The 23,082-nt window shown below is 67.2% G+C and carries 16 protein-coding genes; 6 read left to right on the top strand and 10 right to left on the bottom strand.

Features of this window, described 5'->3' with window-relative positions:
* Positions 1 to 12 precede the first annotated feature (12 nt).
* From V6U71_RS16225 to V6U71_RS16195, 7 genes are all read right to left on the bottom strand, one after another.
* A complete protein-coding gene (locus V6U71_RS16225; protein ID WP_411339415.1) occupies positions 13 to 2,847 on the bottom strand; it encodes a CHAT domain-containing tetratricopeptide repeat protein in 2,835 nt (944 codons plus the stop codon).
* Positions 2,848 to 3,120: 273 nt separating this feature from the next.
* Complete coding sequence (locus tag V6U71_RS16220) at positions 3,121 to 3,711, bottom strand: hypothetical protein (protein WP_411339414.1); 591 nt, start codon at positions 3,709 to 3,711, stop codon at positions 3,121 to 3,123.
* On the bottom strand, positions 3,708 to 4,883 hold the full coding sequence (locus V6U71_RS16215) for a sensor histidine kinase (RefSeq protein ID WP_411342367.1): 1,176 nt from the start codon (positions 4,881 to 4,883) through the stop codon (positions 3,708 to 3,710). The genes V6U71_RS16220 and V6U71_RS16215 overlap by 4 nt, the downstream gene beginning before the upstream one ends.
* A 167-nt stretch (positions 4,884 to 5,050) precedes the next feature.
* The gene (locus V6U71_RS16210) at positions 5,051 to 5,737 is read right to left on the bottom strand and encodes a response regulator transcription factor (protein WP_054730990.1); all 687 of its coding nucleotides are present in this window, start codon (positions 5,735 to 5,737) and stop codon (positions 5,051 to 5,053) included.
* Between the two features lie 110 nt (positions 5,738 to 5,847).
* Positions 5,848 to 10,566, bottom strand: coding sequence for a hypothetical protein (locus V6U71_RS16205; RefSeq protein WP_411339413.1), 4,719 nt, complete (start codon positions 10,564 to 10,566; stop codon positions 5,848 to 5,850).
* A 21-nt stretch (positions 10,567 to 10,587) separates the two neighbouring features.
* The gene (locus V6U71_RS16200) at positions 10,588 to 11,874 is read right to left on the bottom strand and encodes a tetratricopeptide repeat protein (RefSeq protein ID WP_411339412.1); all 1,287 of its coding nucleotides are present in this window, start codon (positions 11,872 to 11,874) and stop codon (positions 10,588 to 10,590) included.
* Between the two features lie 163 nt (positions 11,875 to 12,037).
* Complete coding sequence (locus V6U71_RS16195) at positions 12,038 to 12,586, bottom strand: cupin domain-containing protein (protein ID WP_054730985.1); 549 nt, start codon at positions 12,584 to 12,586, stop codon at positions 12,038 to 12,040.
* Positions 12,587 to 12,738: 152 nt separating this feature from the next.
* On the opposite strand from V6U71_RS16195, the gene V6U71_RS16190 reads away from it, so the two are divergent.
* Positions 12,739 to 14,076, top strand: coding sequence for an aspartate aminotransferase family protein (locus V6U71_RS16190; RefSeq protein WP_411339411.1), 1,338 nt, complete (start codon positions 12,739 to 12,741; stop codon positions 14,074 to 14,076).
* 30 nt (positions 14,077 to 14,106) lie between these two features.
* Here the strand turns inward: V6U71_RS16190 and V6U71_RS16185 are convergent, their stop codons facing one another.
* Positions 14,107 to 14,559: an Lrp/AsnC family transcriptional regulator gene (locus tag V6U71_RS16185; RefSeq protein ID WP_411339410.1), complete on the bottom strand. Its 453-nt coding sequence runs from the start codon at positions 14,557 to 14,559 to the stop codon at positions 14,107 to 14,109.
* Between the two features lie 112 nt (positions 14,560 to 14,671).
* Between V6U71_RS16185 and phhA the strand changes: the two genes are divergently transcribed.
* The 3 genes from phhA to ppk2 all read left to right on the top strand — a co-directional run bounded on the left by phhA (position 14,672) and on the right by ppk2 (position 17,779).
* Positions 14,672 to 15,532 (top strand): phenylalanine 4-monooxygenase, encoded by an 861-nt coding sequence (gene phhA, locus V6U71_RS16180; protein ID WP_411339409.1) that lies wholly within the window; start codon positions 14,672 to 14,674, stop codon positions 15,530 to 15,532.
* Positions 15,529 to 16,755, top strand: coding sequence for an amino acid aminotransferase (locus tag V6U71_RS16175; RefSeq protein WP_411339408.1), 1,227 nt, complete (start codon positions 15,529 to 15,531; stop codon positions 16,753 to 16,755). Before phhA ends, V6U71_RS16175 begins: the two co-directional genes overlap by 4 nt.
* Before the next feature lie 112 nt (positions 16,756 to 16,867).
* The gene (ppk2, locus tag V6U71_RS16170) at positions 16,868 to 17,779 is read left to right on the top strand and encodes a polyphosphate kinase 2 (RefSeq protein WP_411339407.1); all 912 of its coding nucleotides are present in this window, start codon (positions 16,868 to 16,870) and stop codon (positions 17,777 to 17,779) included.
* Here ppk2 and V6U71_RS16165 read toward each other — a convergent pair.
* Together V6U71_RS16165 and V6U71_RS16160 are read right to left on the bottom strand one after the other, a co-directional pair.
* Complete coding sequence (locus tag V6U71_RS16165; RefSeq protein WP_411339406.1) at positions 17,776 to 18,714, bottom strand: CorA family divalent cation transporter; 939 nt, start codon at positions 18,712 to 18,714, stop codon at positions 17,776 to 17,778. The two genes, ppk2 and V6U71_RS16165, sit on opposite strands and share 4 nt — an antisense overlap.
* A gap of 63 nt (positions 18,715 to 18,777) precedes the next feature.
* Positions 18,778 to 20,406, bottom strand: a complete 1,629-nt coding sequence (locus V6U71_RS16160; protein WP_411339405.1) for an inorganic phosphate transporter — start codon at positions 20,404 to 20,406, stop codon at positions 18,778 to 18,780.
* 369 nt (positions 20,407 to 20,775) lie between these two features.
* Here V6U71_RS16160 and V6U71_RS16155 point away from each other — a divergent pair, with 369 nt between their 5' ends.
* Positions 20,776 to 22,152, top strand: coding sequence for a glycosyltransferase (locus V6U71_RS16155; RefSeq protein ID WP_411339404.1), 1,377 nt, complete (start codon positions 20,776 to 20,778; stop codon positions 22,150 to 22,152).
* Positions 22,149 to 23,075, top strand: coding sequence for a hypothetical protein (locus V6U71_RS16150; RefSeq protein WP_411339403.1), 927 nt, complete (start codon positions 22,149 to 22,151; stop codon positions 23,073 to 23,075). Before V6U71_RS16155 ends, V6U71_RS16150 begins: the two co-directional genes overlap by 4 nt.
* The last annotated feature ends 7 nt before the right edge of the window (positions 23,076 to 23,082 follow it).

The following is a 23,082-nucleotide window of genomic DNA, read 5'->3' as shown; positions in this document are numbered from 1 at the left end:
TGCTCGGCTGCCCTATCGAGAGAAAAGTTCGAACGGCGCCCAATGGGCGGGATGCGCCACGCGCGCCTCGCCGTCGCTTCCCTTGCGGATCTTGCGGATCGCGTCGCGGAGCGCGCTGGCCGGATCGAAACCCGCGCGTAGCCCGCGGACGGTGCCCACCGACAGTCGCCGTGCGACATCGTCGCGGACCGGCCAGTGGCTTGCCATCACCTCGTCCGCACCGGCGAGAAAAAAGCCCTGTACCAGCCCAGAGAGTTGCGGCCGGTCGGCGCCGGCGGCGCCCGCCGTGTTGCATGCCGACAGGATGACCAGCCGCGCCGGCAGGCTGAGACCGCCGATCTCGCTGGGCTTGAGCAGGCCGTCGTCGCCGCCGGCCGGGGTCAGCAGCAGTGCCGGTTCGTCAAGCCCGTCGAGTTCGCCCGAGATCAGGCCGTGCGTCGCAAAGGCGAGTACCGCGCCGCGCGGTACGGTGGTCGCGCGCAATTCGGCCTCGGTCGCGCGCTCGCCGATCAGCAGGCGCGAATTGTCGCCGCCGATCGCGGCGGCCAGCGCCGATAGCTCGCGCGCGGCATCGGGAAGCTCGGGCAAGGCATCGATGGCCTGCGCGGTACCGGCGGAGCGCATCGCCATCAGCGAGCCGGCCTTGCGGCCTTCGACCCCGCCGAGGGCGATCAGCGTGCCGTCGGCGGGCGTCGCATCGCCATGCGGATCGCCGGCCCGCGGTGCGCGGACGCGCCGGCTGAGCGCGAGGCGGTCGATCAGATAATCGCCGCTGCGCGTGTCGGGCACGAGCAGGCCGAAGGGCAGAGCGCCGAGCGAGCCGTTGGCGATCACCGCGAGCTGCCGCACGGGGCGCAGCATTGCGGCCGCCTTTTCCGGAAACAGCAACGCATAGAGGTCGGCCGCTGCCGCCCGGTCGAAGGCGCCGCGATCGCCCGCGTCGAGCGAGGCGCGGAGCCGTGCGACGAGCGCCCCGACCGGCGCGTCGGCCGGGATCAGATATTGGAGCGGCTCGTCGCCGCGGGTGAGCGTCGCAAGCCACGCGCCGCCCAGATCGGTGAGCATCGCGGTTGCGCCGGCTTGGCCGGTTGCGGCTTCCATTTCGGCGAGCGTCGACGGCGTGAAGACGAGCCGGGCGAGTTCGGGCGGCGCAAGCCCGGCGTCAAGCGCAAGGATCGCCTGCCGGTTGGCCGCGAGTTCTCCGGTCACGGCGACAAGGTCGAAGGCCGGATCGGGGCGTGCGAGGTTCGCCTCGATCCGGGCGTTCAGGCCCTGACGCGCGGCCAGCAACTGGCGCCGTTCGGCAACCTTGGTTGCGAACACCGTGTCGGTCGCCGCGGCGCGTTCGCTTTCGGCTATCGCCAGCGCATCGTCGATACTGCTGCGAGCCGCCCATTGCTGCGCCCCGAACGCGTCGTCCACGGCGCCCCGACGGGCGAACAGTTCGGCGAGCCAGCCATAGGCCGGGCGCTGGCGTTCGGCCTGCGCCGACCCGCGCGCGAGGTTGGCGCCGAGCGTGAGATCCGCGAACAGGCTGCGCGCTTCGGCCACAAGATCGGCGGCCGGACGGCTGTCGCCGCGATCCTGCGCGCGCAGCACCATGGCGCGGGCCAGCAGCAGGTCGGGGTGGTCGGCGGGCAGCATTTTCATGCGCAGCGCGACTGCTTCCGCCGCCGCATTTTCGGCGCCCGCCCAGTCGGCGTTGGCGAACGCCGCCTTCGCCAGATTGTCGCGCGCATTGGCGCGATCGCGATGCCCTTCGGGCAGGCGCTCGTCGCGGATGGCCAGCAGCTCGCGGGCCAGCGGCTGCGCCTCGGCGCCGCGGCCGGTGCCGATCAGCGCGATCAGCCGCGTATCGCGCGCGACGAGCGCCCGGTCGCTTTGCGCGCCGAGCTGCTTGTCGATGATCGGCGTCGCGACGTCGAGGAAGGCGATGGCGTCGTCATATTGCCTGGCGCGGGTCAGCGCCTGCGCAAACTGCACCCGCATCGCGGCGCTGTTCTGATTGGGCCCGCCGCTGGCCTTTTCGGTCAGTTCGAAAGCGCGCCGGATCATCGGCATCGCGTCGTGCGGGCGGTTGATGCGAAACAGGACGGCGCCGAAATTGGCATAGAGATTGGCCATCATCGGATGGTCGGCGCCCAGTGCGCCGCCGGTCCGCCCGATGGCATTTTGCGCCGCGGTGATCGCTTCCTCGGTGCGGCCGGCCGAATAGAGATAGACGATCCGGTTGGCGCTCCACACCGCGACCGCCGGGGGGACGGGGTCGAGCGCGAACCCCATCTCGACCGCCCGGGCGTTGCGTTCGAGCGCTTCGTCGAGGCGCCCCTGTTCGAGATAGGCGGCGGCAAGATTGGAAAGCGCGACGGCGTGATCGCTGCCCGGCGCGTCCTTCGCATAATCGGCGACGAGCTGTTCGTTGAGCGCGAGCGAGGCCGTATGATCGCCCTTGAAGCTCGCGACATAAGCGCGGAGGCTGAGCGTGTCGCGCCAGCTCTTGCGATAGCCGGGCGCCTTTTCGAGTTGCGGCGCGATCCGGTCGATAATCGCAAGCGCCGCGTCCATCTCGCCCGCCGAAGCGCGCGAGATGGCGCCATAGAGCTCGCGCGCCGCGATCTCGGGATGCCCGGCCGGGTAGAGGCGCCGCGCTTCGGCCAGCGTTTCGTCGGCAAGGGCGCGATAGGCGGCCTGATCGGCTTCGGGTTCGGCGACCTCGACGCGCGCGACGAGGGTGTCGAGCTTGGCACGGTCGACGGGCGAGGCCGGCGCTGCGGCTACTCCCGCGCTCCACGCCAGACACATTGCCATTGCCGCCAGCCGCGCCGCCCGGCTCGTTCCATCCCGCATCGCTCGTCCCCCGATTTGCGTGCGACCCCGCGTGCTCTTGCGCCGGAATTGGCGCAAAATTCAAGCCTTTTGAAGCCATTTTGAGGGCGAGGAATGAAAATAGGCCGGCTGGTTTCGGGCGGTTGCGGATATTTCCCTCTTCGTCATCCCGGACTTGATCCGGGGTCCATGACTTCGCCGCCGCCGTGGATCCCGGATCAAGCCTGGGATGACGAAAATGTGGGAAGCGACATCCGCTCTCCCATTCCGGTCATCCCGTCGGCGGACCGAACGCTAGTCGAGCACGAGGTAATAATTCACCCGCCGCGCGCCGCCGTTGCTGAGTTCGATCCGATAACGCTGGGTAAAGACCGGGGTGAACCGGCAATCGCGGGCGTGCGCCGGGGTGCGGTCGCAGACGAGCTTGCCGTCGCCGTCATAGATGCGCAGCCGGAGTTCGCTTTGCGGCTGCGAGTCGGCCGCAATGGTCGCCGCCTGTCCGGACAGGAAGAGCTGGTTCAGGCTGGTCTCGTTGCCGGGCGCGAGCGTGCCGCGCACGTAGCCGGGGCCGAGCGCGCGGCCGCGTAACGGCGGGAGCTTGTCGGAAACGGCGGCGCGCCAGGCGGGAACCGGGTCGTCGGCGACGGCGTCGTCGAGTGGCCGCGCGCCGCGCTGGCCGAGCCGGAGCAACGTCGACGCGAGCACCCGCTTGTCGCCATTCCCGTGCGCCGCGTCGGCGGCGGCGAGGTCGGCCGCGACGCCGCTGGCCCGCGATGCGCCGGACGGAGCGGCGGCGGCGCGGGGTTCGGTGCCATGCGCCGCGCATCCGGCAAGCGCCGCAACAAGGCCGATGCCGATCCAGCGGGAGTGACTGCGCCCGGTCATGTCGCCTGTTCCTTTACGATGAAGCGCGCGCCCTTTTCGGACGGCGCCAGCGTGAGTGTCAGATCGTGGCGCTCGGCGATCGCACGCGCCAGCGCGAGGCCGAGCCCGCTTCCCGGTGCGTCGCGCCGGACATTGGCGCTGCGATGGAAGCGTTCGAAGATTTTTTCGCGGTCGGTTTCGGGCACGCCGGGCCCGTCGTCCTCGACTGTCAGCACCGGACCCGGCGCGAGCGCGAGGCGCACCTTGCTGCCCGCCGGCGCATATTTGAGCGCATTGTCGAGCAGGTTGGTGACGAGCTGGCCAAGCTGGGCCTCTTCACCCTCGAAGACGATTCCGGGGGCGACCGACCAGGAAAAATCATGCCCCGAATCCTCGGCGCTGTCGGCGTAAAGTTCGCAGATGCGCGTCACCATCGCGCTGAGATCGACCGGGCGCAGCCCGTGGCGGTCGCCGCGCCGCGCCTTGCTCGCGGCGATGTCGAGCAGCGATTCGAGCATCGCCACCAGCCGCTTGATGTCGCCGCGCGCCTCGAGCAGCCGCGCGGCGACGGCGCTGTCGGCGCCCGCCGCCAGCGCCTTGGTGAGCCGCCCGTCGAGGTGCATCAGCGGGGTGCGGATTTCGTGCGCGATCTGATCGGAGGCATCGCGATACGCCTCGATCAGCCGCTTCTGCCGCGATAGTGCGGCGGCGCTGTGTCCGGTCAATTCGTCGATCTCGTCGCGCGCGCCGCCGCTGCGCAGCGTCGCCAGCCGGTCCTCGTCCGAATCGCGAAAGGCGTCGTTGATGCGCTCGATGCGCCAGTGGAGCCGGCCCGCGGCGGTGCGGCCAAGCCCGCCGACGAGCAGCACGAACAGCGCGCCGCCGCCGAGAAAGACCAGCGCCACGCGCTGGAGGAGTGCGCCATTGTCACCGGTATCGCGCGCGACGACGAGCTGGAGGCCGGGCCCGAGACGCGTTGCGCGGGCATAGGCTTCGGTACCGGCGCCGATGCGGATCGTGCCGCTTTCCGATACGCCGGCATCGAGCTCGGGCCAAGCCGCGAGGTCGCCCGCGAGGCGCGCGCCGCGGGCATCGGCGAGCAGATAATGCGGCGCCCCGCCGTCCGACGGGGTGATCGCCAGCCGGTCGGCGATGCGCCGTTCGAGTTCGCCGCGTCCGCTGGTGGCATAGATATCGACCAGCCCGGCGAGATCGACATCGACCGCCTTGCGCGCCGAAGCGGCGACCGTCGCGCGGATCGTCTGGTCGGTCAGTATCCACAGGCCGGAGACGAGCGCCAGCGACAGCAGGATCGCGAGGCGGACGATGCGCGAGAAGATCGAACGGCGCGTGATCGCTCCTACCTCCCGTCGAGCAGGCGGTAGCCCGAGCCCCAGATGGTTTCGAGCGCGGGGCTGGCGAACCCGTCCTCGAGCTTGCGCCGCAGCCGGCCGACGTTGACGTCGACGACGTTCGTCTGCGGGTCGAACGACATGTTCCACACATCGCGCAGCAGCATCTCGCGCGTCACCACCTCGCCGGCATTTTCCATGAAATAGCGGAACAGCTCGAACTCGCGCGGGCTGAGCGCGAGGTGCCGGTTCTGGCGAAAGGCGGTGCGCGCCTTCACATGGCATTCGAACGCACCGTAGAGGATGACCGCGCTATGCTCGCGCCCCGATGCGCGGCGGTAGAGGGCGCGCAGCCGCGCCATCAATTCCTCGGCCTCGAACGGCTTGGCGAGATAATCGTCGGCGCCCGCGTCGAGCCCTTCGGCGCGGTCGGTGGTGCGTCCGAGCGCCGAGAGCATGAGCACCGGCGTGCCGACGCCGCTTTCGCGAAGCCGCTTGACGATCGTCAGCCCGTCGAGGTCGCCGAGCATGCGGTCGAGGATGATGACGTCGAATTTTTCCATGCCGGCGCGCAACAGCCCGCCGGCGCCGCTGTTTTCCCAAGTGACGATGTCGCCGCGCGCGGCGGCGAGCGCCTGCACCTCCGAGGCGGCGCGCTGGTCATCCTCGACATATAATATCTTCAGCGTTTCCATGATGCTGGCGCTGCAATCCCCCATAATGGCAGGCGACCCCGCCCCTTCTGGCATGGCCGAAGGGACGGGGCAAGCATGCTGCCCGGCCGAAGAGGGTCGCGGCGCCCCGGTCAACGCGGCGCTTTGAAGCTGACCAGCCCGCCGAGCAGGCGCTCGGCACGCTGGCGCAGGTCGCCCGCGTCGCCGGCCTGCGGGGCCGCGGTCGGCAGGGCAGGCGTACCGGGCGCGGCGACGGGCGGTGTGCCTGCCGACGATGCGGCCCAGCGCCCCCAATCGGCCGAGAGCGATGCGGGCGGCGGCGAGCCGCTTCCGGCCGGTGCGCCCGTCGGCAGGGGGGGCGTCGGTGCCGCAGTTGCCGCGACGGGATTGCTGCCCCCCGGCGCCATGCGGGCATAGGGGTTGGTCGGCGCTGCCGGCTGGCCGGCGAAGGCGGCGACGCCCGAGACGACAAGCCCGGCGCCGGCATCATTGACCGTATAGGCGGCACCGAAATGGGTCGCGCCGGGGCCGAACAGCGCGCCGCGCACATTGCTGGAGCAGGTGGCGGTGCAGCTCGCCGCAGTGGTGCCGCTGATCAGCGCGAGGCCGTCGATCTCGTTGTTGCCGGTCAGGCGATAGCCGCCGTTGTTGGGATCGGCGGCACCGCCGGCGGTCTTCACGTTCCAGCCATATTGGTCGATCCCGATGTCGAAATCGAAGCCCACGCGCTTCGTCGCGAAATCGACCGCGACACTGCCGGTAAAGCTGCCCGGCGCAAGATTTGCCAGCCGGTCGGTCGGCCGCGTCGCGCCGACGAGGGCATAGTCGACACGGCCGGTCGTCGGCAGAGCAGTGGCGAAGGTGCCCGACAGGATCGGGTTACCGCTGTTGGCCAGCTTGGGGTCGTCGAGGCCGAAATTATTGGTGTCGAGCCAGCGCGTCCAGCCGATGACGCCATCGACGCTGCCGCTTTCGCCGGCGGGGCCGGGGCGCTGGACGCCCTGCGGCGAGCCATTGTCGCGCGTCCAGCCGACCAGCACGCCCGCATCGTCATAGGTGACTTTCGAGCGATATTGGGCGTCGAAATTGGCGTAGGTCAGGTTGATCAGATACTGGTTCTCGTACTGGCCGGTCGCGATGCCAGGTTCCGGCTGCGGTTCGGGGTCCGGATCGGGACCGGGCCCGCCCGAGCCCGTCGCGGCAAAGGCAACCGCGCCCTGAATCCGCTCGGCACTCTGGAAATTGGGGTTGTCGACGGTCTGATAGGTCATGCCGACGCGGTCCGCCGAACCGCCGAAGCCACCGTAGAAGAGGATCAGACAGCCGTCGCTGGAGCAGGCGTCGCCATTGCCGGTCATCTTGCCGTTCATGTTGAACACCGGATTGACGCCGAAGGTGCTGACGAGGGCGCCGTCGGCGCGGCCTTCCGACGCGAAGTCGTAGCGCACGTCGCCGCCCGCCTCGGGCATGACGATGGTGCCGTCGAAACCATAGCTGAGGCTGGAGGCGTCGAAGCCGATGGTCAGGTTCGCGTCGAAGGTGCCGGGGGCGGCGCGGCCCGATGCGAAGACGGGCTTCGTGGCCGCGAGCACGTCGTAATCGATCGTGCCGCTGGTCGGCAGCGGCGTTGTCAGCGGCGCGGTGACCACCCATGGAATGCCGCCGTTCGCGCCGACATCGTTATTGAAGCCGCGGAAGCGTGGGGCGCCGTCGACATAGCGTCCGACGACGACCGAGGCGTCTCCCGCGACGTCGACCGCCTGTGCGGTGCCGATGCCGAGATCGCCGGCATCGGTGAGCACGCCATTGGCATCGAGTTGCGGCGTGGCGGAGGCCTGGTAGGAGACGCCGGCATGCACCGCATAGGCGCGGGCACCGGTGGTGCCGCTGGGAAAGCCGCCGGCATATTGCGGATTATCGGGGCCGCCGGGATCGGGAAGGCCCGCAAACTGGTCGGGATCGCCGCCGGTTTCGAGATAGGCGAGATAGCCGGTCAGGAAAGCGAGGATCGGCCCGGAGAGCCGGTCGTCCAGCACGCCCGCCCCGTCGAGCAGCGCCAGATAGGTCTCGATCTGCTCGGGTGTCAGCGCCGTATATTCGGACGGACGGCCGCCGCCGAGGAGGAAGCTGTAATAGGCCTGCACCGCCGCCAGATAGTCGCTGTACACCGGCAACCCGCCATATTCGACCGGATCGCCGCCGGCGGCGAGGAAGGCGTAATATTGGACGAAGAAGGCGTCGAGCCCGGCGTGGCTGGTGAATCCGCCGGCGCCGTTCAGCGCCGCGAGATAGGCCCTGATCTGGGCCGGAGTCAGCGCAGTATAGTCCGTTGGCAGCCCGCCCGCGGCGAGGAAGGCGTAATAGGCATTCAGTGCCGAAACATAATCGGCATAGACCGGCAGCCCGGCGAATTGCGCGGGATTGCCGCCACCGGCGATAAAGGCAAAATATCCGGTGAAGAAGGCGTCGAGCCCGGCGTGGCTGGCGAATCCGCCGGCGCCGTTCAGCGCCGCAAGATAGGCTCTGATCTGGGCCGGAGTCAGCGCGGTGTAATCGGCGGGCAACCCGCCCCCGGCGAGGAAGGCATAGTAGGCGTTGAGCGCCGAGACGTAGTTGGCATAGACGGGCAGGCCGCTGAAACCATTGGGCGTGCCGCCGCCGGCGAGATAGGCGAAATAGGCGGTCAGAAGGTCGGCGTTGGCGCCGAGCAGGCTGTTCGCCTGTCCCGACCCGGTGACGCTGGCGAGGTAGGTTTGCAGCGTTGTGAGCTGCTGTTCGTCATAGTCCGCCGGCAGCCCGCCCGCGGCAAGATAGGCGGCATAGGCATTGAGCGCGGCGGCGAACGCCGCGAAGTCGGGCGGCACCGGCAGGCCGGCGAAATTGTCGGGATTGCCGCCCCCCGCGAGGAAAGCGAAATAGTCGTTGTAGAAGCCCGCGAGCTCGGCGAGGAAGGCGTTGCTCGCCCCCGCCCCCTGCAGCGCCGCGATATAGGCGCGGATCGTTTCCTGCGTCAGGGCGCCATAGGCGGAGGGCACGCCGCCGTTCGCGAGATAGGCGTAGTAGGCGGCGAGCGCATCGGCATAACCGGCGAAGATGTTCGCGTTCAGGCCGGGGAACGCATTCGCCTGTCCGCCGCCCTGCACGAAGGCGAGATAGGCGGTGAAGAACTGGGCACGATCGCCGAGGAAGCGGTCGAGCGCACCGCCGGCCTGCAGGGCGGCCAAGTAAGTGCGAAGCTGTTCGATGTCGGCGCCGTCATAGTCCGACGGCAAATTGCCGGCCGCGAGGAAAGCGAAATAGGCATCGAGCTGGGACGCATAGCCCGCGAAGATATTGGCGGGGAGGCCGGCAAAGGCATCGGGCGACCCGCCGCCGCGCAGGAAGGCGAGATAGGCCGAATAGAAAGCCGCTCGGTCGCCCGCGACGGTGTCGAGCAGCCCCGCATCGGCGAGCGTTTCGAGATAGCTGCGCAGCGTCGCGGCATCGAGCGCGCCATAGGCGCTGGGCAGGCGGCCGCTGGCGAGGAAGGCGAAATAGGCGTCGAGTGCGGCGCGATATTCGGCCGCAAAGGCGATGCCGCCGTTGCCGAGATAGGCGGCGAGCAGCGCCCGGTCGGTGGCCCCGAGCCGCTGGACGAGCCCGCTGTCGGCGAGGAAGCGGATATAGGCGTCGATCGTCGCCGCGCTCGCCTGACCGAAGTCGGCGGGATTGCCGCCGCCGCGGATGAAGGCGAAATAGGCGGCGGTCAGGTCGGTGAAGTTGCGGCCGAAGCGGTCGGGACTGCCGCCGCCCTGCAGGAAGGCGAGATAGGCGTCGGCGAGGACACGGTCCTGCGCGCCAAGCTGACCGAGCCGGCCGGTGCGCCCGGCATAGGCGATGAAGGCGTTGATGTCGGCGAGGCTGGCGCTGCCGAAGCTCGACGGTGCGGCGTTCGAACGGAGCAGGTCGAGATATTGGCCGAGGAAACCCGCATAGGCGGTGAGGAAATCGGCCCCCGACCGGCCGGCGGCGAGATGCGCCAGATAGGTGCGGATGATGTCGGCCTGCGCGCCGGGGAAGGGCGTGCCGCCATAGGCATGCTCGAGCCCGGCGGCGCCCGCAACCAGCAGCGCAAGGTCGCCGCTCGGGAAGCTTTCGATCGCCGGGTTGGCGACCGCCGCATCGACGCGGCGCGCCGCCGCGAGCACATCGCTCGATGCGCCCGCCGCCGCCAGCGCATCGCCGAGCGTCACCGGCACGCCGTTCGCCGCCGCCGCCGCCGGGCCGCCCGCGCGCATGTCGGCGACCGGGGCATCGGCCGCATCGCCGGCGGCCGGGGTCGCCTGCGCGCCGTTCGAGACGACCTGCTGGGCGCGTTCGCCGGGGGCGAAGGCGAAAAGCTGGCCTGCGGCAAAGCGCCGCGGTGCTTCCGCCGGGCCGATATCGACCGCGCCGGTCAGCACATGGCCCCGGCCCTTGCCGTCGGCGCCGACGCTGAAGGTCGCCGCCGACGCGCGCCCGGCGATGCGGCCTTCGACCCCGTCGGGCATGCGCACGACCGTCGTGCCGTCGCCGCCCGCGATGGTGAGGCTGCCGGCATAGAGATGCACCGATCCGTCGGTGTCGATACGGTAATCGGCGACGCCGAGCACCGAAACGACTGCGCCGTCGTCAAGACGGACCTGCTTCAGCCCGTCGAGCTGGGTGACGCGGGCGCCGAATTCGAAGCTCTTGTCGCCCTTCGACGAGAAGAGCAGGTCGCCGGCAAAGGCCGGGGCGGCCAGCGACAGGCTCGATGCGCCGACGAGCAGGGCGGTGGCCAGGCGAATTTGGGGGCGAATTTGGCGGCGAAGCTGGGGGTTGTGCGTCATGGTCGTCTCTCCCGGTCCGGATCAGAATTCGAGGCGAAGGCCGAGCGAGGCAGTCCAGCGCTCGTAATCGTAAAGGGCGATGTTGCTCCAGTTGCGCGTCCAAGTGGCGCGCGGCTGGAGGAAGAGGGTGTCGGTCAGCGCGACCTTGATCCCTGCGGTGAGGTCGAGCCGCTCGTCGCCCCGCTCGACGAGGAACAACGCGTCGGCCTGATCGTAGCGGCGCAGGTCGAAGGCGGCGCCGGCAACGAGCGCGATGCGGTTCGCGACCGGGAATTCGCCGCCGATATTGGCGCCGACGAACCAGTTCGATTCGGCATCGCCCGCGGCGCGGCGGGTTTCTTCCTTGCCGCCCGACAGCCCGGCGGCGATGGTGCGCGTGACATAGCCGATGCCGACGGCATAGCGATCGGCATCGCGCGTCGGCGCGCCGTCGTAATCGAGCCGGTTCCACTGCGCCGACAGCGTCAGCGCGCGGCCGCCGCTCAGCGTCTTGGTATATTGGCCGATGACGCCATAGGCGGTGCGATAGCCGTCGTGGCCGAGCCAGAATTTCTGGACCTGTCCCGACAAGGACACAACGTCGCGATTGGCGAAGCTGTGCGCATAGCCGGCTGTGCCGGTCAGCGCCGCCTGATCGAAGCGGCGGCTGTCGAAATTATCGCGCCAGTTGCCGAGCGCGCTTGCGAACAGCCGATCCTGCCGCCCGATTGCGGTGACGGCCGAAACCCCCCCCTGGATTTCGTAATATTCGTCGCCCTGCGCCACCGCGCCGGGGCCGAGCGTGCCGGGGCCGAGGAAGCTGAACAGCGGGATGACGATGGTGTTGAGGTCGGTCGCGGCGTTGATATTGTCGTCATAGCCGGCGCGGGCGTCGATAAAGCCCGATATGTCGGAGCCGCCGCCCGCGATCTGCTTGTCGAACTGCCGCACGAAGCCGGTGAAGCGCTGGCGCACCGGATCGGGCAGGCTGGGGTCGTCGACGACGGTGGCGAATTCCTGCCGCGCGGTGTCGATATCGCCGGCCAGCGCATAGGCGCGGGCGAGTTCGGCGCGCGCCGGGGCGTTGTCCGGCTGGACCGCGAGCACGCGCTGGAAGGCGATCACCGCCTCGCCGTAGCGCCCCGCGTCGAGCGCGGCGATGCCGAGACGATAGTCGAAATCGGGATCGCCGGCCCGCGTTGCGGCCTCGGCCGCCAGTTGGTCATATGCCGCCTCTGCCGCCGCCGCTTCCTGTGCCTGCGCGGCGCCATGCGGTGCGAGCAGGGCGATGAGCAGCGGTGCCGTGCAGGAAAAAAATCGTTTCGCCATGGCCTCTTCCGTCGATCGTTGCGTTCAGGGCGATCTAGGGTTGGGGCGGGGCGCTTGTCCGGTGACGAAGTTCGTCCGAATGATGACAAAGACTGATAGCTATGGCGTGGCGGCCCGCGCGGTGGTGGCGGCCGGTCAAATCATCGCGGGAAGCCGGGAGAAATCAGAATGTCGGCGGCGTGCAGGCGCTGACCAGTTCGCAAGGCTCGGGCCCCACGCAGCGGAAGCGATGCGACCGGCGGCTGTCGAAATAATAAGCGTCGCCGGGGCCGAGAATGCTGCGCTCGTCGTCGACCGTTACCTCCAGCCGCCCGCTGATGATGATCGCGCCCTCTTCGCCTTCGTGGACGAGCGCGATGCGCCCCGAATCCGCGCCGGGCTCATAGCGTTCCTTCAGGATTTGCAGCGCACGCCCCGCCGCGCTGCGGCCGATCTGGAGGTAGGAGACCGGCCCCTTGCCGATCTCGGTCAGTTCGTCGGCGCGATAGAATATCTGCGCCGGGCGATCGGGCTCGATCGCGAAAAATTCGGCGAGGCCGATCGGGATGCCGTCGAGGATGCGTTTCAACGCGCCGACCGACGGGTTGGTCTGGTTCGCCTCGATGAGCGAGATCGTCGAGTTGGTCACGCCCGCCTTTTTGGCGAGCTGGCGTTGCGACAGGCCATATTGGGTCCGAACAAATCGCAGCCTCGCCCCGACATCGACGCTCATCCATCGCTTCCTTATGTTGCAGATGTTCGATATATCGCAACAGGCTGTGGCAGAAAGCATGAAATTCCGCCACCGGCGTGCGACGAAGTAAAGGGCTTGTTGCGCCTGCTTTGACGGGCTTCTCTAAGCGCCGGATAAACAAGGAAGCCGACATGCCCGATACACCGCTCGCCAATGCGCCGTCGCTCGACGCCTATTGGATGCCGTTTACCGCCAACCGCCAGTTCAAGGTGGCGCCGCGCCTGCTCTCGGCGGCGCAGGGCATGTATTATACGAGCGTCGACGGCCGCGAGGTGCTCGACGGCACCGCCGGGCTTTGGTGTGTCAACGCGGGTCACGGCCGGCGCCAGATCAGCGAAGCGGTGGCGCGCCAGCTCGACACGATGGATTATGCCCCGAGCTTCCAGATGGGCCACCCGATCGCGTTCGATTTCGCCGAGCGTCTCGCGGCGATCGCGCCCGGCGGACCGGCGGCGGGGCTCGACCGCGTCTTTTTCGCGGGGTCGGGGTCGGAGGCGGTCGACACCGCGCTGAAGATCGCGGTCGCCTATCAGCGGGCGATCGGCCAGGGCACGCGCACCCGCCTGATCGGCCGCGAGCGCGGTTATCACGGCGTCGGTTTCGGCGGCATTTCGGTGGGCGGTCTGGTCAACAACCGGCGGGTGTTTCCGCAACTGCCGGGGACCGACCATCTGCGTCACACGCACGATCCGGCGCGCAATGCGTTCAGCCGCGGCCTGCCCGAGCATGGCGCCGAACTGGCCGACGATCTCGAGCGGCTGGTCGCGCTACACGGCGCCGAGACGATCGCGGCGGTGATCGTCGAGCCGGTGGCCGGATCGACCGGCGTGCTGCTGCCGCCCGTAAATTACCTCGAGCGGCTGCGCGAAATCTGCACCCGCCACGGCATCCTGCTGATCTTCGACGAGGTGATCACCGGTTTCGGACGGCTTGGTGCGCCCTTCGCGGTCGATTATTTCGGGGTGGTCCCCGATCTGGTGACGACGGCCAAGGGGCTTACCAACGGCTGCATCCCGATGGGCGCGGTGTTCGCGAGCCGCGCGGTCCATGATGCCCTGATGCACGGTCCCGAGGCGCAGATCGAACTGTTCCACGGCTATACCTATTCGGGGCATCCCGTCGCTTGCGCGGCGGGACTCGCGGCGCTCGACATCTATGCCGGCGAAGGGCTGTTGACGCGCGCCGGCGATATCGCGCCGGACTGGAGCGAGGCGATGCACAGCCTGCGCGGCCTGCCGCATGTGATCGACATCCGCACCATCGGCCTTGTCGCCGGGATCGAACTCGCGTCGCGCGACGGTGCGGCCGGCGAACGGGCCTATGACCTGTTCGTCGACTGTTTCGAACGCGGCCTGCTGATCCGCGTGACCGGCGACATCGTCGCGCTGTCGCCGCCGCTGATCGCCGAGACCGGGCATATCGACCGGATCGTCTCGACGCTGGGCGAAGCGCTCAAGCGCCTCGCCTGACCCGGCGGGCCGGCAAACGAGACGGCCCGGTCAGATCGGCAGGGCGGTCGTATATTTGGTCGTTCCCAGCGCGAAATGCGAAGAGCCGCCGGCGACCGCCGGATGCGCCAGCACGGTGTCCATCAGGAAGCTGTTATAACCGGCGACGTCCGCGACCACGACGCGCAGCAGATAATCCCAGTCGCCCGACATCGAGAAGCATTCGACGATTTCAGGACAGGATTGGACGAACTGCTCGAAACGGACCCGGTCGTCGATGCTGTGGCTGCGCACGCGGATGTTGCACAGCACGGTGACGCCGCGCCCGATCCGGGCAGGGTCGACGAGACGGACATGGCCGGTGAGGATGCCCGCTTCCTCCAGCGCCCGCACGCGGCGCCAGCAAGATGCGCTCGACGCGCCGACGCGCTCGCCCAGTTCGGCATGGCTGAGCGATGCGTCGCGCTGCAGCTCTGCAACGATTCTTCGGTCTATTGCGTCCAAGATCGAACCCTGTTTCAATTTTTGAGCTAACAGGAAATTCCTGTTTCAGAATATGCCATAATCGGCGCGATTTTGAAAAGCAATTTCCGACGTGACGCGGCATTATCGGCGCATGGCACAGGACATCCTCATTCGCCCCGACGGCACCGCCGCGGATTGGACCATCCCGCAGGATTGGGACGCCTATACGGCGGAGGATCATGCGACCTGGGACACGCTGTTCGACCGTCAGGCTCGGTTGCTGCCGGACCGCGTGACGCCCGAATTCATCGACGGCCTCGATATGCTGCGCCTGTCGAAGCCGGGCATTCCCGATTTCGACGAATTATCCGAACGACTGATGAAGGCGACCGGATGGCAGGTCGTTGCTGTCCCCGGCCTCGTCCCCGACGACGTGTTTTTCGACCATCTCGCCAATCGCCGCTTCGTCTCGGGCAATTTCATCCGGCGTCCCGATCAGCTCGACTATCTGCAGGAACCCGACGTGTTCCACGACGTCTTCGGCCATGTGCCGCTGCTCGCGCACCCGGTCTTCGCCGATTATATGCAGGCCTATGGCGAAGGGGGCCGCCGCGCCGCGCAGGCGGGCGTCATCGAAAAGCTCGCGCGCCTCTATTGGTACACCGTCGAATTCGGCCTCGTCCGTTCCGAAGGCGGGCTGAAGCTTTACGGTGCCGGCATCGTCTCTTCCTACACCGAGTCGGTCTTCGCGCTCGACGATCCGTCGCCGAACCGCATCGGTTTCGACCTGCGGCGCTTGATGCGGACCAAATATCGCATTGACGATTTCCAGCAGAATTATTTCGTGATCGACAGCTTCGAGGATCTTCTCGACCAGACGCTCAACACCGATTTCGGTCCGCTTTATGCCGAGCTGGAAGGGCAGGAGGATATCGAGATCGAAGCGATCCTGCCGACCGACCATGTCTATACGCGCGGCACGCAGCGCTATGCCCGCGAGCAGGCCGCATGAGCAGCGGTCAGCTTTTCGGTGCGCTCGACCGCCAGCCGCCCGATGCGCTGCTCGCGGTCATCGGCATGCACCGCGCCGATCCGCGGCCCGACAAGATCGATGTCGGGGTCGGCGTCTATCGCGACGCGTCGGGCGCGACGCCTGTCATGCGCGCGGTCAAGCAGGCGGAGGCGCGCCTGCTCGCCGCGCAGCCGTCGAAAGCCTATCTGGGCGCCGAGGGCGACCAGCGCTTTACCGACCTGCTGGCCGGGATCGCGCTGGGGCCCGAACTCGCGGCCAGCGACCTCATCACCGGGGTGCAGACGCCGGGCGGCACGGGGGCGCTGCGCCTGGGCGCCGAACTGCTCGCGCGGTCCGGGGCAGGCATCATCTGGGTGGGAACGCCGACCTGGCCCAACCATGAGCCGATCTTCCGCGAGGCCGGGCTGACCGTTCGGCACCATGCCTATTTCGATGCCGAAAAGGCCGGGATCGACGAGCAGGCCTTTCTCTCCAGCCTCGATGCGGCTGCCCCGGGCGATGTCATCCTTTTGCACGGCTGCTGCCACAACCCGACCGGCACCGCGCTGTCGCCGGACCAATGGCAGCGCCTCGTCGCCAAGCTGGCCGAGCGCCGCCTGATCCCCTTCGTCGACCTTGCCTATCAGGGCCTCGGCAGGGACCTCGATGCCGATGCCGCGGGCACGCGCACGCTTCTTGCGGCCGTCCCCGAGGCGTTGCTGGCCTATAGCTGCGACAAGAATTTCGCGCTTTATCGCGAACGGGTCGGGGCGCTTTGGGTCCAGTCCGCCGCGCCCGAAACCAGCGCTGCGGTGCGCGACACCATGCTCGTGCTGGCGCGAAGCCTGTGGTCGATGCCGCCCGATCATGGCGCTGCGGTCGTCCGCGTCATCCTCGAGGATGACGATCTGGCGGCGGAATGGCGCGCCGAACTCGATACGATGTGTGCGCGCATCAACCGGCTCCGCACACTGCTCGCGGCGACCCATCCCGCGCTCGCCTCGATCGCGGATCAGCAGGGGCTGTTTGCGCTGTTGCCGATCGATGCTGCGGCGGTCGAGGCGCTGCGCGCCCAGCATGCGATCTATATGCCGGCCTCGGGCCGCATCAACATCGCCGGCCTGAACGAGGACAATGTCGCGCGCTTCGCCGCGGCGATCGCGCCCTATCTCGGCGATGATGCGGGCGCGGTTGTGCCGGATGCGGCGATCGCGAGCGTTTGATTTATCGGGTCCGGGATGGGGATGGAGCGGCGACGCCTCACCCCCGGCCGTCCTGTCACAGGCCGGCAATCTTGTGGTCATAGCGATGCGCGAAGGCAGCAGGAGCCTCGCCATGGATGACAGCCTTTCCGATCTCGACCGTATCAAGGATGAAATCGCCGACAGCTTCGACGAGGAGCTGGAGATGGAGATGGACGAAAGCCGGCTCGAGGCATTGCTCGACGATCTGTCGGACCATCCCGACCGCGAGGCGCTCGACCGGCGCCTCTATTTCCGCGAACTGTTCCGGCTGCAGCACGAACTCGTGGTCCTGCAGGACTGGGTGCAGACACAGGGACTGAAGGTCGCGGTATTGTTCGAGGGACGCGATTCGGCGGGCAAGGGCGGTGCGATCAAGCGCATCACCCAGCGGCTCAATCCGCGCGTCTGCCGCGTCGTCGCGCTCCCCGCGCCGAGCGAGCGCGAGCGGACGCAATGGTATTTCCAGCGCTATGTTCCGCATCTGCCGGCGGCGGGCGAGATCGTGCTGTTCGACCGGAGCTGGTACAACCGGGCCGGGGTCGAGCGGGTGATGGGTTTCTGCACCGAGGAAGAGTGCGAGGAATTTTTTCGCTCGGTCCCCGAGTTCGAGCGGATGCTGGTGCGGTCGGGGATCATCCTCGTCAAATACTGGTTCTCGATCACCGACGAGGAGCAGCAGTTCCGTTTCCAGATGCGCATCCACGATCCGCTGAAGCAGTGGAAGCTGTCGCCGATGGACGTCGAATCGCGGCGGCGCTGGGAGGATTATACACGCGCGAAGGAAGATATGCTGGAGCGCACGCATATCGCCGAGGCGCCCTGGTGGGTTGTCGAGGCGGTCGACAAGAAGAAGGCGCGGCTCAATTGCATCAGCCATCTGCTGACGCAGATTCCTTATCAGGAGGTCGAGCGGCCGGCGGTGGTGCTGCCCGCGCGGGTCCGGCACGCCGATTACGAGCGGCATCCGATCCCGCCCGAAATCTATGTGCCCGAGCTGTATTAGGGCCGGCGGCGGAGCAGCAGCCAGGTTGCGACCGACGAAGTGATGGCGGCCAGCGCGGCGACGAAGGTCCCCGCCTGCGTGTGCGCGAAGGGCAGACCGCCGGTGTTCATGCCGAAAAAGCCCGTGACGAGCGTCGCGGGGAGCAGCAGCGCGCTGATCACCGACAGGAAATAGAGATTCTGGTTGGTCTTCTGCGCCGCCTGCAGGTCTAGCTCGTCGCGGAGCTGGGCCTGCGTGCTCGCGACGTCGGTGTCGAGCGCATGGAGGCGCTGGACATGGAGCTCGGCAACCGGGAGGAAGATGCCGGGCAGGTCGGGATCCTTTTCGAGCCGGACCAGCGTCGCGCGCATCCCCGAAACGAGGCGGTGCAGCCGCGCGCCGCGGCGGCGCACCGCGATGAGGTCGCGCGTCGCGGGGTTCATCCGCTCGTTGAGAAACTCGTCCTCGGCGGTCTGGATGCCGTGCGCGAGGCCGTGGACATGCTGGCTGAGCCCGTCGATCATCGTACCGACGGCCAGGTTAAGGGCGGCCGCGCCGTCGCGGACGTCGTAGCCCGCGGCAATCCGCTGACGGATGATGTCGGCCGAGCGGATCGGGTGATAGCGGCCGGTGAGCATCAGGCCGGGCGCGATAACGATGTGGAGCGCCCCGATCTGCGAGGTTTCGGCGGCATCGAAGTCGCGCTCGAAATCCTGGAGGACGAGCCCGACGATCCCGTCCTCGACGATCACCTGCTGATGCGTTTCGCGTGCGAGCATCAGGTCGTGGATCGGGCGGGGCAGTTTCGTCGAGCGTTCGAGCCAGCGTGGGGTACGGTCGTCGGCGAGGTTGAAGTGAAGCCAGCGGAAGCCGGCCTCTTTCCGATCGTCGCATTCTTCGATCAGTACCGTACCCTCGTCCGTCCGCGCGCAGCCCCAGACCAGCCCGGGCTGCATCAGGACCGCCCCGAAATTCGGGCCGGGCGTTTCGTCCTTCGGAGCCGTGAGCGTGATCCCTTTTTAGAAAATGGCGCTGAGGATCGCGTACAGCACCCCCGCGAGCACGATCGATACCGGCAGCGTCAGCACCCATGCCATCAGGAGGTTGCGGATCGTCGACATCTGGAGGCCCGAGCGGTTCGCCGCCATCGTCCCGGCGACGCCCGACGAGAGGACGTGCGTGGTCGAGACCGGCAGGCCGAGCATGTCGGCGGCGCCGATCGTTCCCATCGCGACGAGTTCGGCCGAGGCGCCCTGCGCATAGGTGAGGTGGGACTTGCCGATCTTTTCGCCGACGGTGACGACGATGCGTTTCCAGCCGATCATCGTGCCGAGCCCGAGCGCGAAGGCGACGGCGATCTTGACCCAGGTCGGGATGAAGCGCGTCGCACTGTCGAGCGACCCCTTATATGTCGTCAGCGCCTCGGACTCGGCGTCGGTGAAGGTCAGCGTCTTTTCCTTGCCGAGCCGCTTGATCGCCTCGGACGCGAGATACATGTCGTTGCGCATATTCTCGGTCGCGGCGGCGGGCACCTTGGCGAGCGAGCCATAGCCGCTGACCTGCGTTTCGACCTGGTCGACCAGCGCGCCGAGCGCGGGGAGGGTCTCGGGCGACAGTTTCTTGTCGGCGATATAGGCCGTGACCGCGCGGCGTGCATCCTGCGGTGACGCGAGCGTGGGGGCCGGGCCGCCGCCGTGCGCCGCGAGCACCTGTTCGGCGGCGTTCGAGTTGACGACGAATTCCTGCACATATTTCTCGGGAACCGCGCGGTTGAGCGCATAGGCCGTGGGGACGGTGCCGATCAGGATGAGCATGATCAGGCCCATGCCCTTTTGCCCGTCGTTCGATCCGTGCGCGAAGCTGACCCCGGTGCAGGTGAAGATGAGGAGGGCGCGAATCCACCACGGCGGCGGGGTGTTGCCCTTCGGCGCTTCATAGAGCGTCTTGTTGCGGATCAGCACCTTCATCGCGAGGAAGAGTAGCGCCGCGACGGTGAAGCCGAGCAGCGGCGAGAGCAGCAGCGCGTAACCGATCTCGGTCGCCTTGCCCCAGTCGACCCCGGCGGTGCCGCTTTTGCCGTGGAGCATCGCATTGGCGACGCCGACGCCGATGATCGAGCCGATCAGCGTGTGCGAGCTCGACGAGGGGATGCCGAAATACCAGGTCGCTAGGTTCCAGACGATCGCCGCGATGAGCAGTGCGAAAACCATCGCGAAGCCCGCGTTCGACCCGACCTGCAGGATCAGTTCGACGGGAAGCAGCGAGACGATGCCGAAAGCCACCGCCCCGGTCGAGAGCAGCACGCCGAGGAAATTGAAGAAGCCAGACCAGACGACGGCATAGTTGGCGGGCATCGAATTGGTGTAAATTACGGTCGCGACCGCGTTGGCGGTGTCGTGGAAGCCGTTTACGAATTCGAAGCCGAGCGCGATGACCAGCGCGAGGAAAAGCAGCGCGAAGGGCAGGAAGGCGGTCGCATGGACCCCCGCGGCCGCGGCGTCGGCATAGACGCTGTAGGCGACATATCCGAGCGCAACGATAATCGCGGCGACAAAGCCGAGGTTGCCGGCCGCGCCCAATCCCTTGTCGAGATCCGGGCGTTCGAATTCGCCGCTATCGAGTGGGGCGGCGGCGGTCGTGGCGTTCATGAGGGATCTCCCCGGAGTCGGATGCCGTGCCGGGCTATGCCTCGCCCATGACATTGATGTGACGGCAGCCTGTCCGGTTATGGCGATGTCTCGCGGGAGTCGGCGCAGGTCGAGATCGTCGTCGCCGGATCCGCAGTCCGTTTTGGGTGGGCCGGCAGCATCAGCGGCTTGCCGGGAAGATAGCGAAAGACATGTGATTAGCGTTCGCGGGGGGCAGCGAAGCAGGCCAGCGGCGCGGTTCTGTTCATCCCGCTTTCATATGGGACGTTGCAAGGGCCCCGCCGCTCATAATGACCAAAGAGCGCGATGGTGGGGGCTATCAAGATGTTGGAAAGAAATGTTGGTGTAACATGGCCGCCTGGGGGCGCCGTGGACGGGAAACTTATGGTCGATACGCCTGCCAGGGAAGAACAGTGGCGGCGCCTGTATTTGGGTGTGCGCGGCAAGTTTGTTCTTGCGCTGACGATCGCCATTGCCTGGACGGCACTTAGCGTATGGCTGTCGCAGCGCTGGCTGATCGATCTTGCGGCCGTGACGAACTGGCCTTTCGCTCTCATCGCGATCATCTTTATCGCCTATGTTCCGGGCTTCATGAATGCCTTCCTGATCGCGACGCTGTCGCTCGATCGCAGGCCGCTGGCATATGTTTCGCCAAAACGGACGATGCCCGGCGTGACCGTGCTCGTCGCGGCGTATAACGAAGCGGCGGGGATCCGCGATACGCTGACCAGCCTTGCGCGACAGGATTATCACGGGCCGCTCGAAGTCTTCATCCTCAATGACGGGTCGTCGGACGACACCGCGAATATCGTTCGCGATCATCTGGCGTCGCTGGCGCTTCCCGACACGGCGACGTTCGCCTTGCATGATTTTCAGGTCAACCGCGGCAAATCGGCCGCGCTGAACGATGGCCTGAAGGCCGCGTCGCACGACCTTGTCATAACGATCGACGGCGACTGTTGGGTTCGGAGCAATGCGCTGACGCAGATCGTCAGCCGTTATCTGTCCGACCCCGACAATACGGTGGCGGTGGCGGGTGCCGTGATGGTTCGCAACTCGCGCACCAATCTGCTGACCCGTGCGCAGGAGTGGGATTATTTCCACGGCATCGCGTCGGTCAAGCGCATGCAGGGCATGTATCACGGGACGCTCGTCGCGCAGGGCGCCTTCTCGCTGTATCGGCGGGATGCGCTCGAAGAGGTCGGCGGCTGGCCGGAATGTGTCGGCGAAGACATCGTCGTGTCGTGGGCGCTGCTCGAGCGCGACTACCGGATCGGTTATGCCGATAGTGCGCTCGCCTTCACCAATGTGCCGGAAGGCTTTCGGCAGTTCGCCTTGCAACGCAAGCGCTGGTCGCGCGGTCTTATGGAGGCGTTCAAGGCGCATTGGCGACTGCTCTTCAAACGGCGCATGGCGACGCTGTTCATCTGGTGGAACGTTGCCTTCCTGCCGCTCGATCTTGTGTACAGCTTCATCTTCATTCCCGGCATCGTGCTCGCCTGTTTCGGCTATTTCTATATCGCGGGACCGCTGACGCTCGCGGTATTGCCGTTGGCGGCGCTGTGGAACGTGGTGATTTTTCGCATCCAGCGCGGCGTGTATCGCAACGAGGATCTGAAGGTCCGGCGTAACCCCGGGGGGTTTCTGTTCTACGCGCTCGCCTATAGCCTGCTGATGCAGCCGGTTTGCGTATGGGGTTATATCGCCGAGATCATCGGCATGAAGAAAAAATGGGATACCAAATGAAATATGCCGCCATCGCACTCGTTGCTGCCCTCGGCCTCCTGCCGGTCACTCCGGCCATCGCACAAGATGCCGGCGATGATGCGACAGCGCCCCGTCACGCTGTCGGCGTCGACATATTCGCATCGACCGATGCGGACGACACGGACGTCATTCGCGCCGGGATCAATCTCGACCCGGTCTACAAGAGCCCGGAGGACTATCTCGGCGTGCGGGTCGAGAAGGCCTGGTACCGCCCCCTCGGTCTTGCAACGACCGAGAAGGAACGCGTGTTCCTGCGTTACGCCAACGGATCCGGCGGCTGGAAATGGAATGCGCAGGTCGGCACCGACGGCGATACCGTCATCGGCGCCGCGTCGATCCACGACGAATCCCCCTATCGCAAGGAGTTCTTCATCGAACGCGACATCGTGGAGACCCCCCGCGGCGTGAACGAGGGGATTTATTATACCTTTGTCGGCGCGGCGCTCGATGTCCCCGTCGACGACCGGAACAGCTTCACCTTCATGGCGGGCGCGCAGGAGTTTACCGGCAAGAATGTCCGCATCCATGCGCGCGCGAACTATGTCCATGTGCTCAAGCCCGAATGGGGACTGAGCGCGCAGTTCCGGACCCGCTATTTTCACAGCACCGAACCGCGCGAATATGATTATTATTCGCCGCGCTGGTACGTGCAGGCGCTGCCCGTCCTGCAGCTTCGCCGATATAGCGGCGGCTGGCGGTACATGGTCGCCGGCGGGGTCGGGGTCCAGCGCGATGCCGTGAGCGACTGGCGCGCGTCCTATTACGCCGCAGCGGAAGTGACCAGCCCTTCGGTCGGCCGCAATTGGCACCTCAAGGCCGCGGCGCTTTACAACAATATTCCGCAGAACAGCGGCGCCTATGATTATGGCCAGTTGACGATCGGCCTCACCCGCTCATTCTAGCGTGGGA

It is taken from the genome of Sphingopyxis sp. J-6 (genome assembly GCF_046603995.1).
Taxonomy (GTDB): domain Bacteria; phylum Pseudomonadota; class Alphaproteobacteria; order Sphingomonadales; family Sphingomonadaceae; genus Sphingopyxis.
Note: the sequence above shows the minus strand (reverse complement) of the source record. Positions and strands in the feature narration are given on the sequence as shown.

What these genes read in the sequence shown, in the direction of transcription:
- ppk2 (WP_411339407.1), top strand. Translation starts at nt 16,868, where the DNA reads ATGGATGACAGCCTTTCCGATCTCGACCGTATCAAGGATGAAATCGCC.
- V6U71_RS16205 (WP_411339413.1), bottom strand. Translation starts at nt 10,566, where the DNA reads ATGACGCACAACCCCCAGCTTCGCCGCCAAATTCGCCCCCAAATTCGC.
- phhA (WP_411339409.1), top strand. Translation starts at nt 14,672, where the DNA reads ATGGCACAGGACATCCTCATTCGCCCCGACGGCACCGCCGCGGATTGG.
- V6U71_RS16165 (WP_411339406.1), bottom strand. Translation starts at nt 18,714, where the DNA reads ATGCAGCCCGGGCTGGTCTGGGGCTGCGCGCGGACGGACGAGGGTACG.
- V6U71_RS16160 (WP_411339405.1), bottom strand. Translation starts at nt 20,406, where the DNA reads ATGAACGCCACGACCGCCGCCGCCCCACTCGATAGCGGCGAATTCGAA.
- V6U71_RS16225 (WP_411339415.1), bottom strand. Translation starts at nt 2,847, where the DNA reads ATGCGGGATGGAACGAGCCGGGCGGCGCGGCTGGCGGCAATGGCAATG.
- V6U71_RS16220 (WP_411339414.1), bottom strand. Translation starts at nt 3,711, where the DNA reads ATGACCGGGCGCAGTCACTCCCGCTGGATCGGCATCGGCCTTGTTGCG.
- V6U71_RS16200 (WP_411339412.1), bottom strand. Translation starts at nt 11,874, where the DNA reads ATGGCGAAACGATTTTTTTCCTGCACGGCACCGCTGCTCATCGCCCTG.
- V6U71_RS16175 (WP_411339408.1), top strand. Translation starts at nt 15,529, where the DNA reads ATGAGCAGCGGTCAGCTTTTCGGTGCGCTCGACCGCCAGCCGCCCGAT.
- V6U71_RS16195 (WP_054730985.1), bottom strand. Translation starts at nt 12,586, where the DNA reads ATGAGCGTCGATGTCGGGGCGAGGCTGCGATTTGTTCGGACCCAATAT.
- V6U71_RS16210 (WP_054730990.1), bottom strand. Translation starts at nt 5,737, where the DNA reads ATGGAAACGCTGAAGATATTATATGTCGAGGATGACCAGCGCGCCGCC.
- V6U71_RS16190 (WP_411339411.1), top strand. Translation starts at nt 12,739, where the DNA reads ATGCCCGATACACCGCTCGCCAATGCGCCGTCGCTCGACGCCTATTGG.
- V6U71_RS16150 (WP_411339403.1), top strand. Translation starts at nt 22,149, where the DNA reads ATGAAATATGCCGCCATCGCACTCGTTGCTGCCCTCGGCCTCCTGCCG.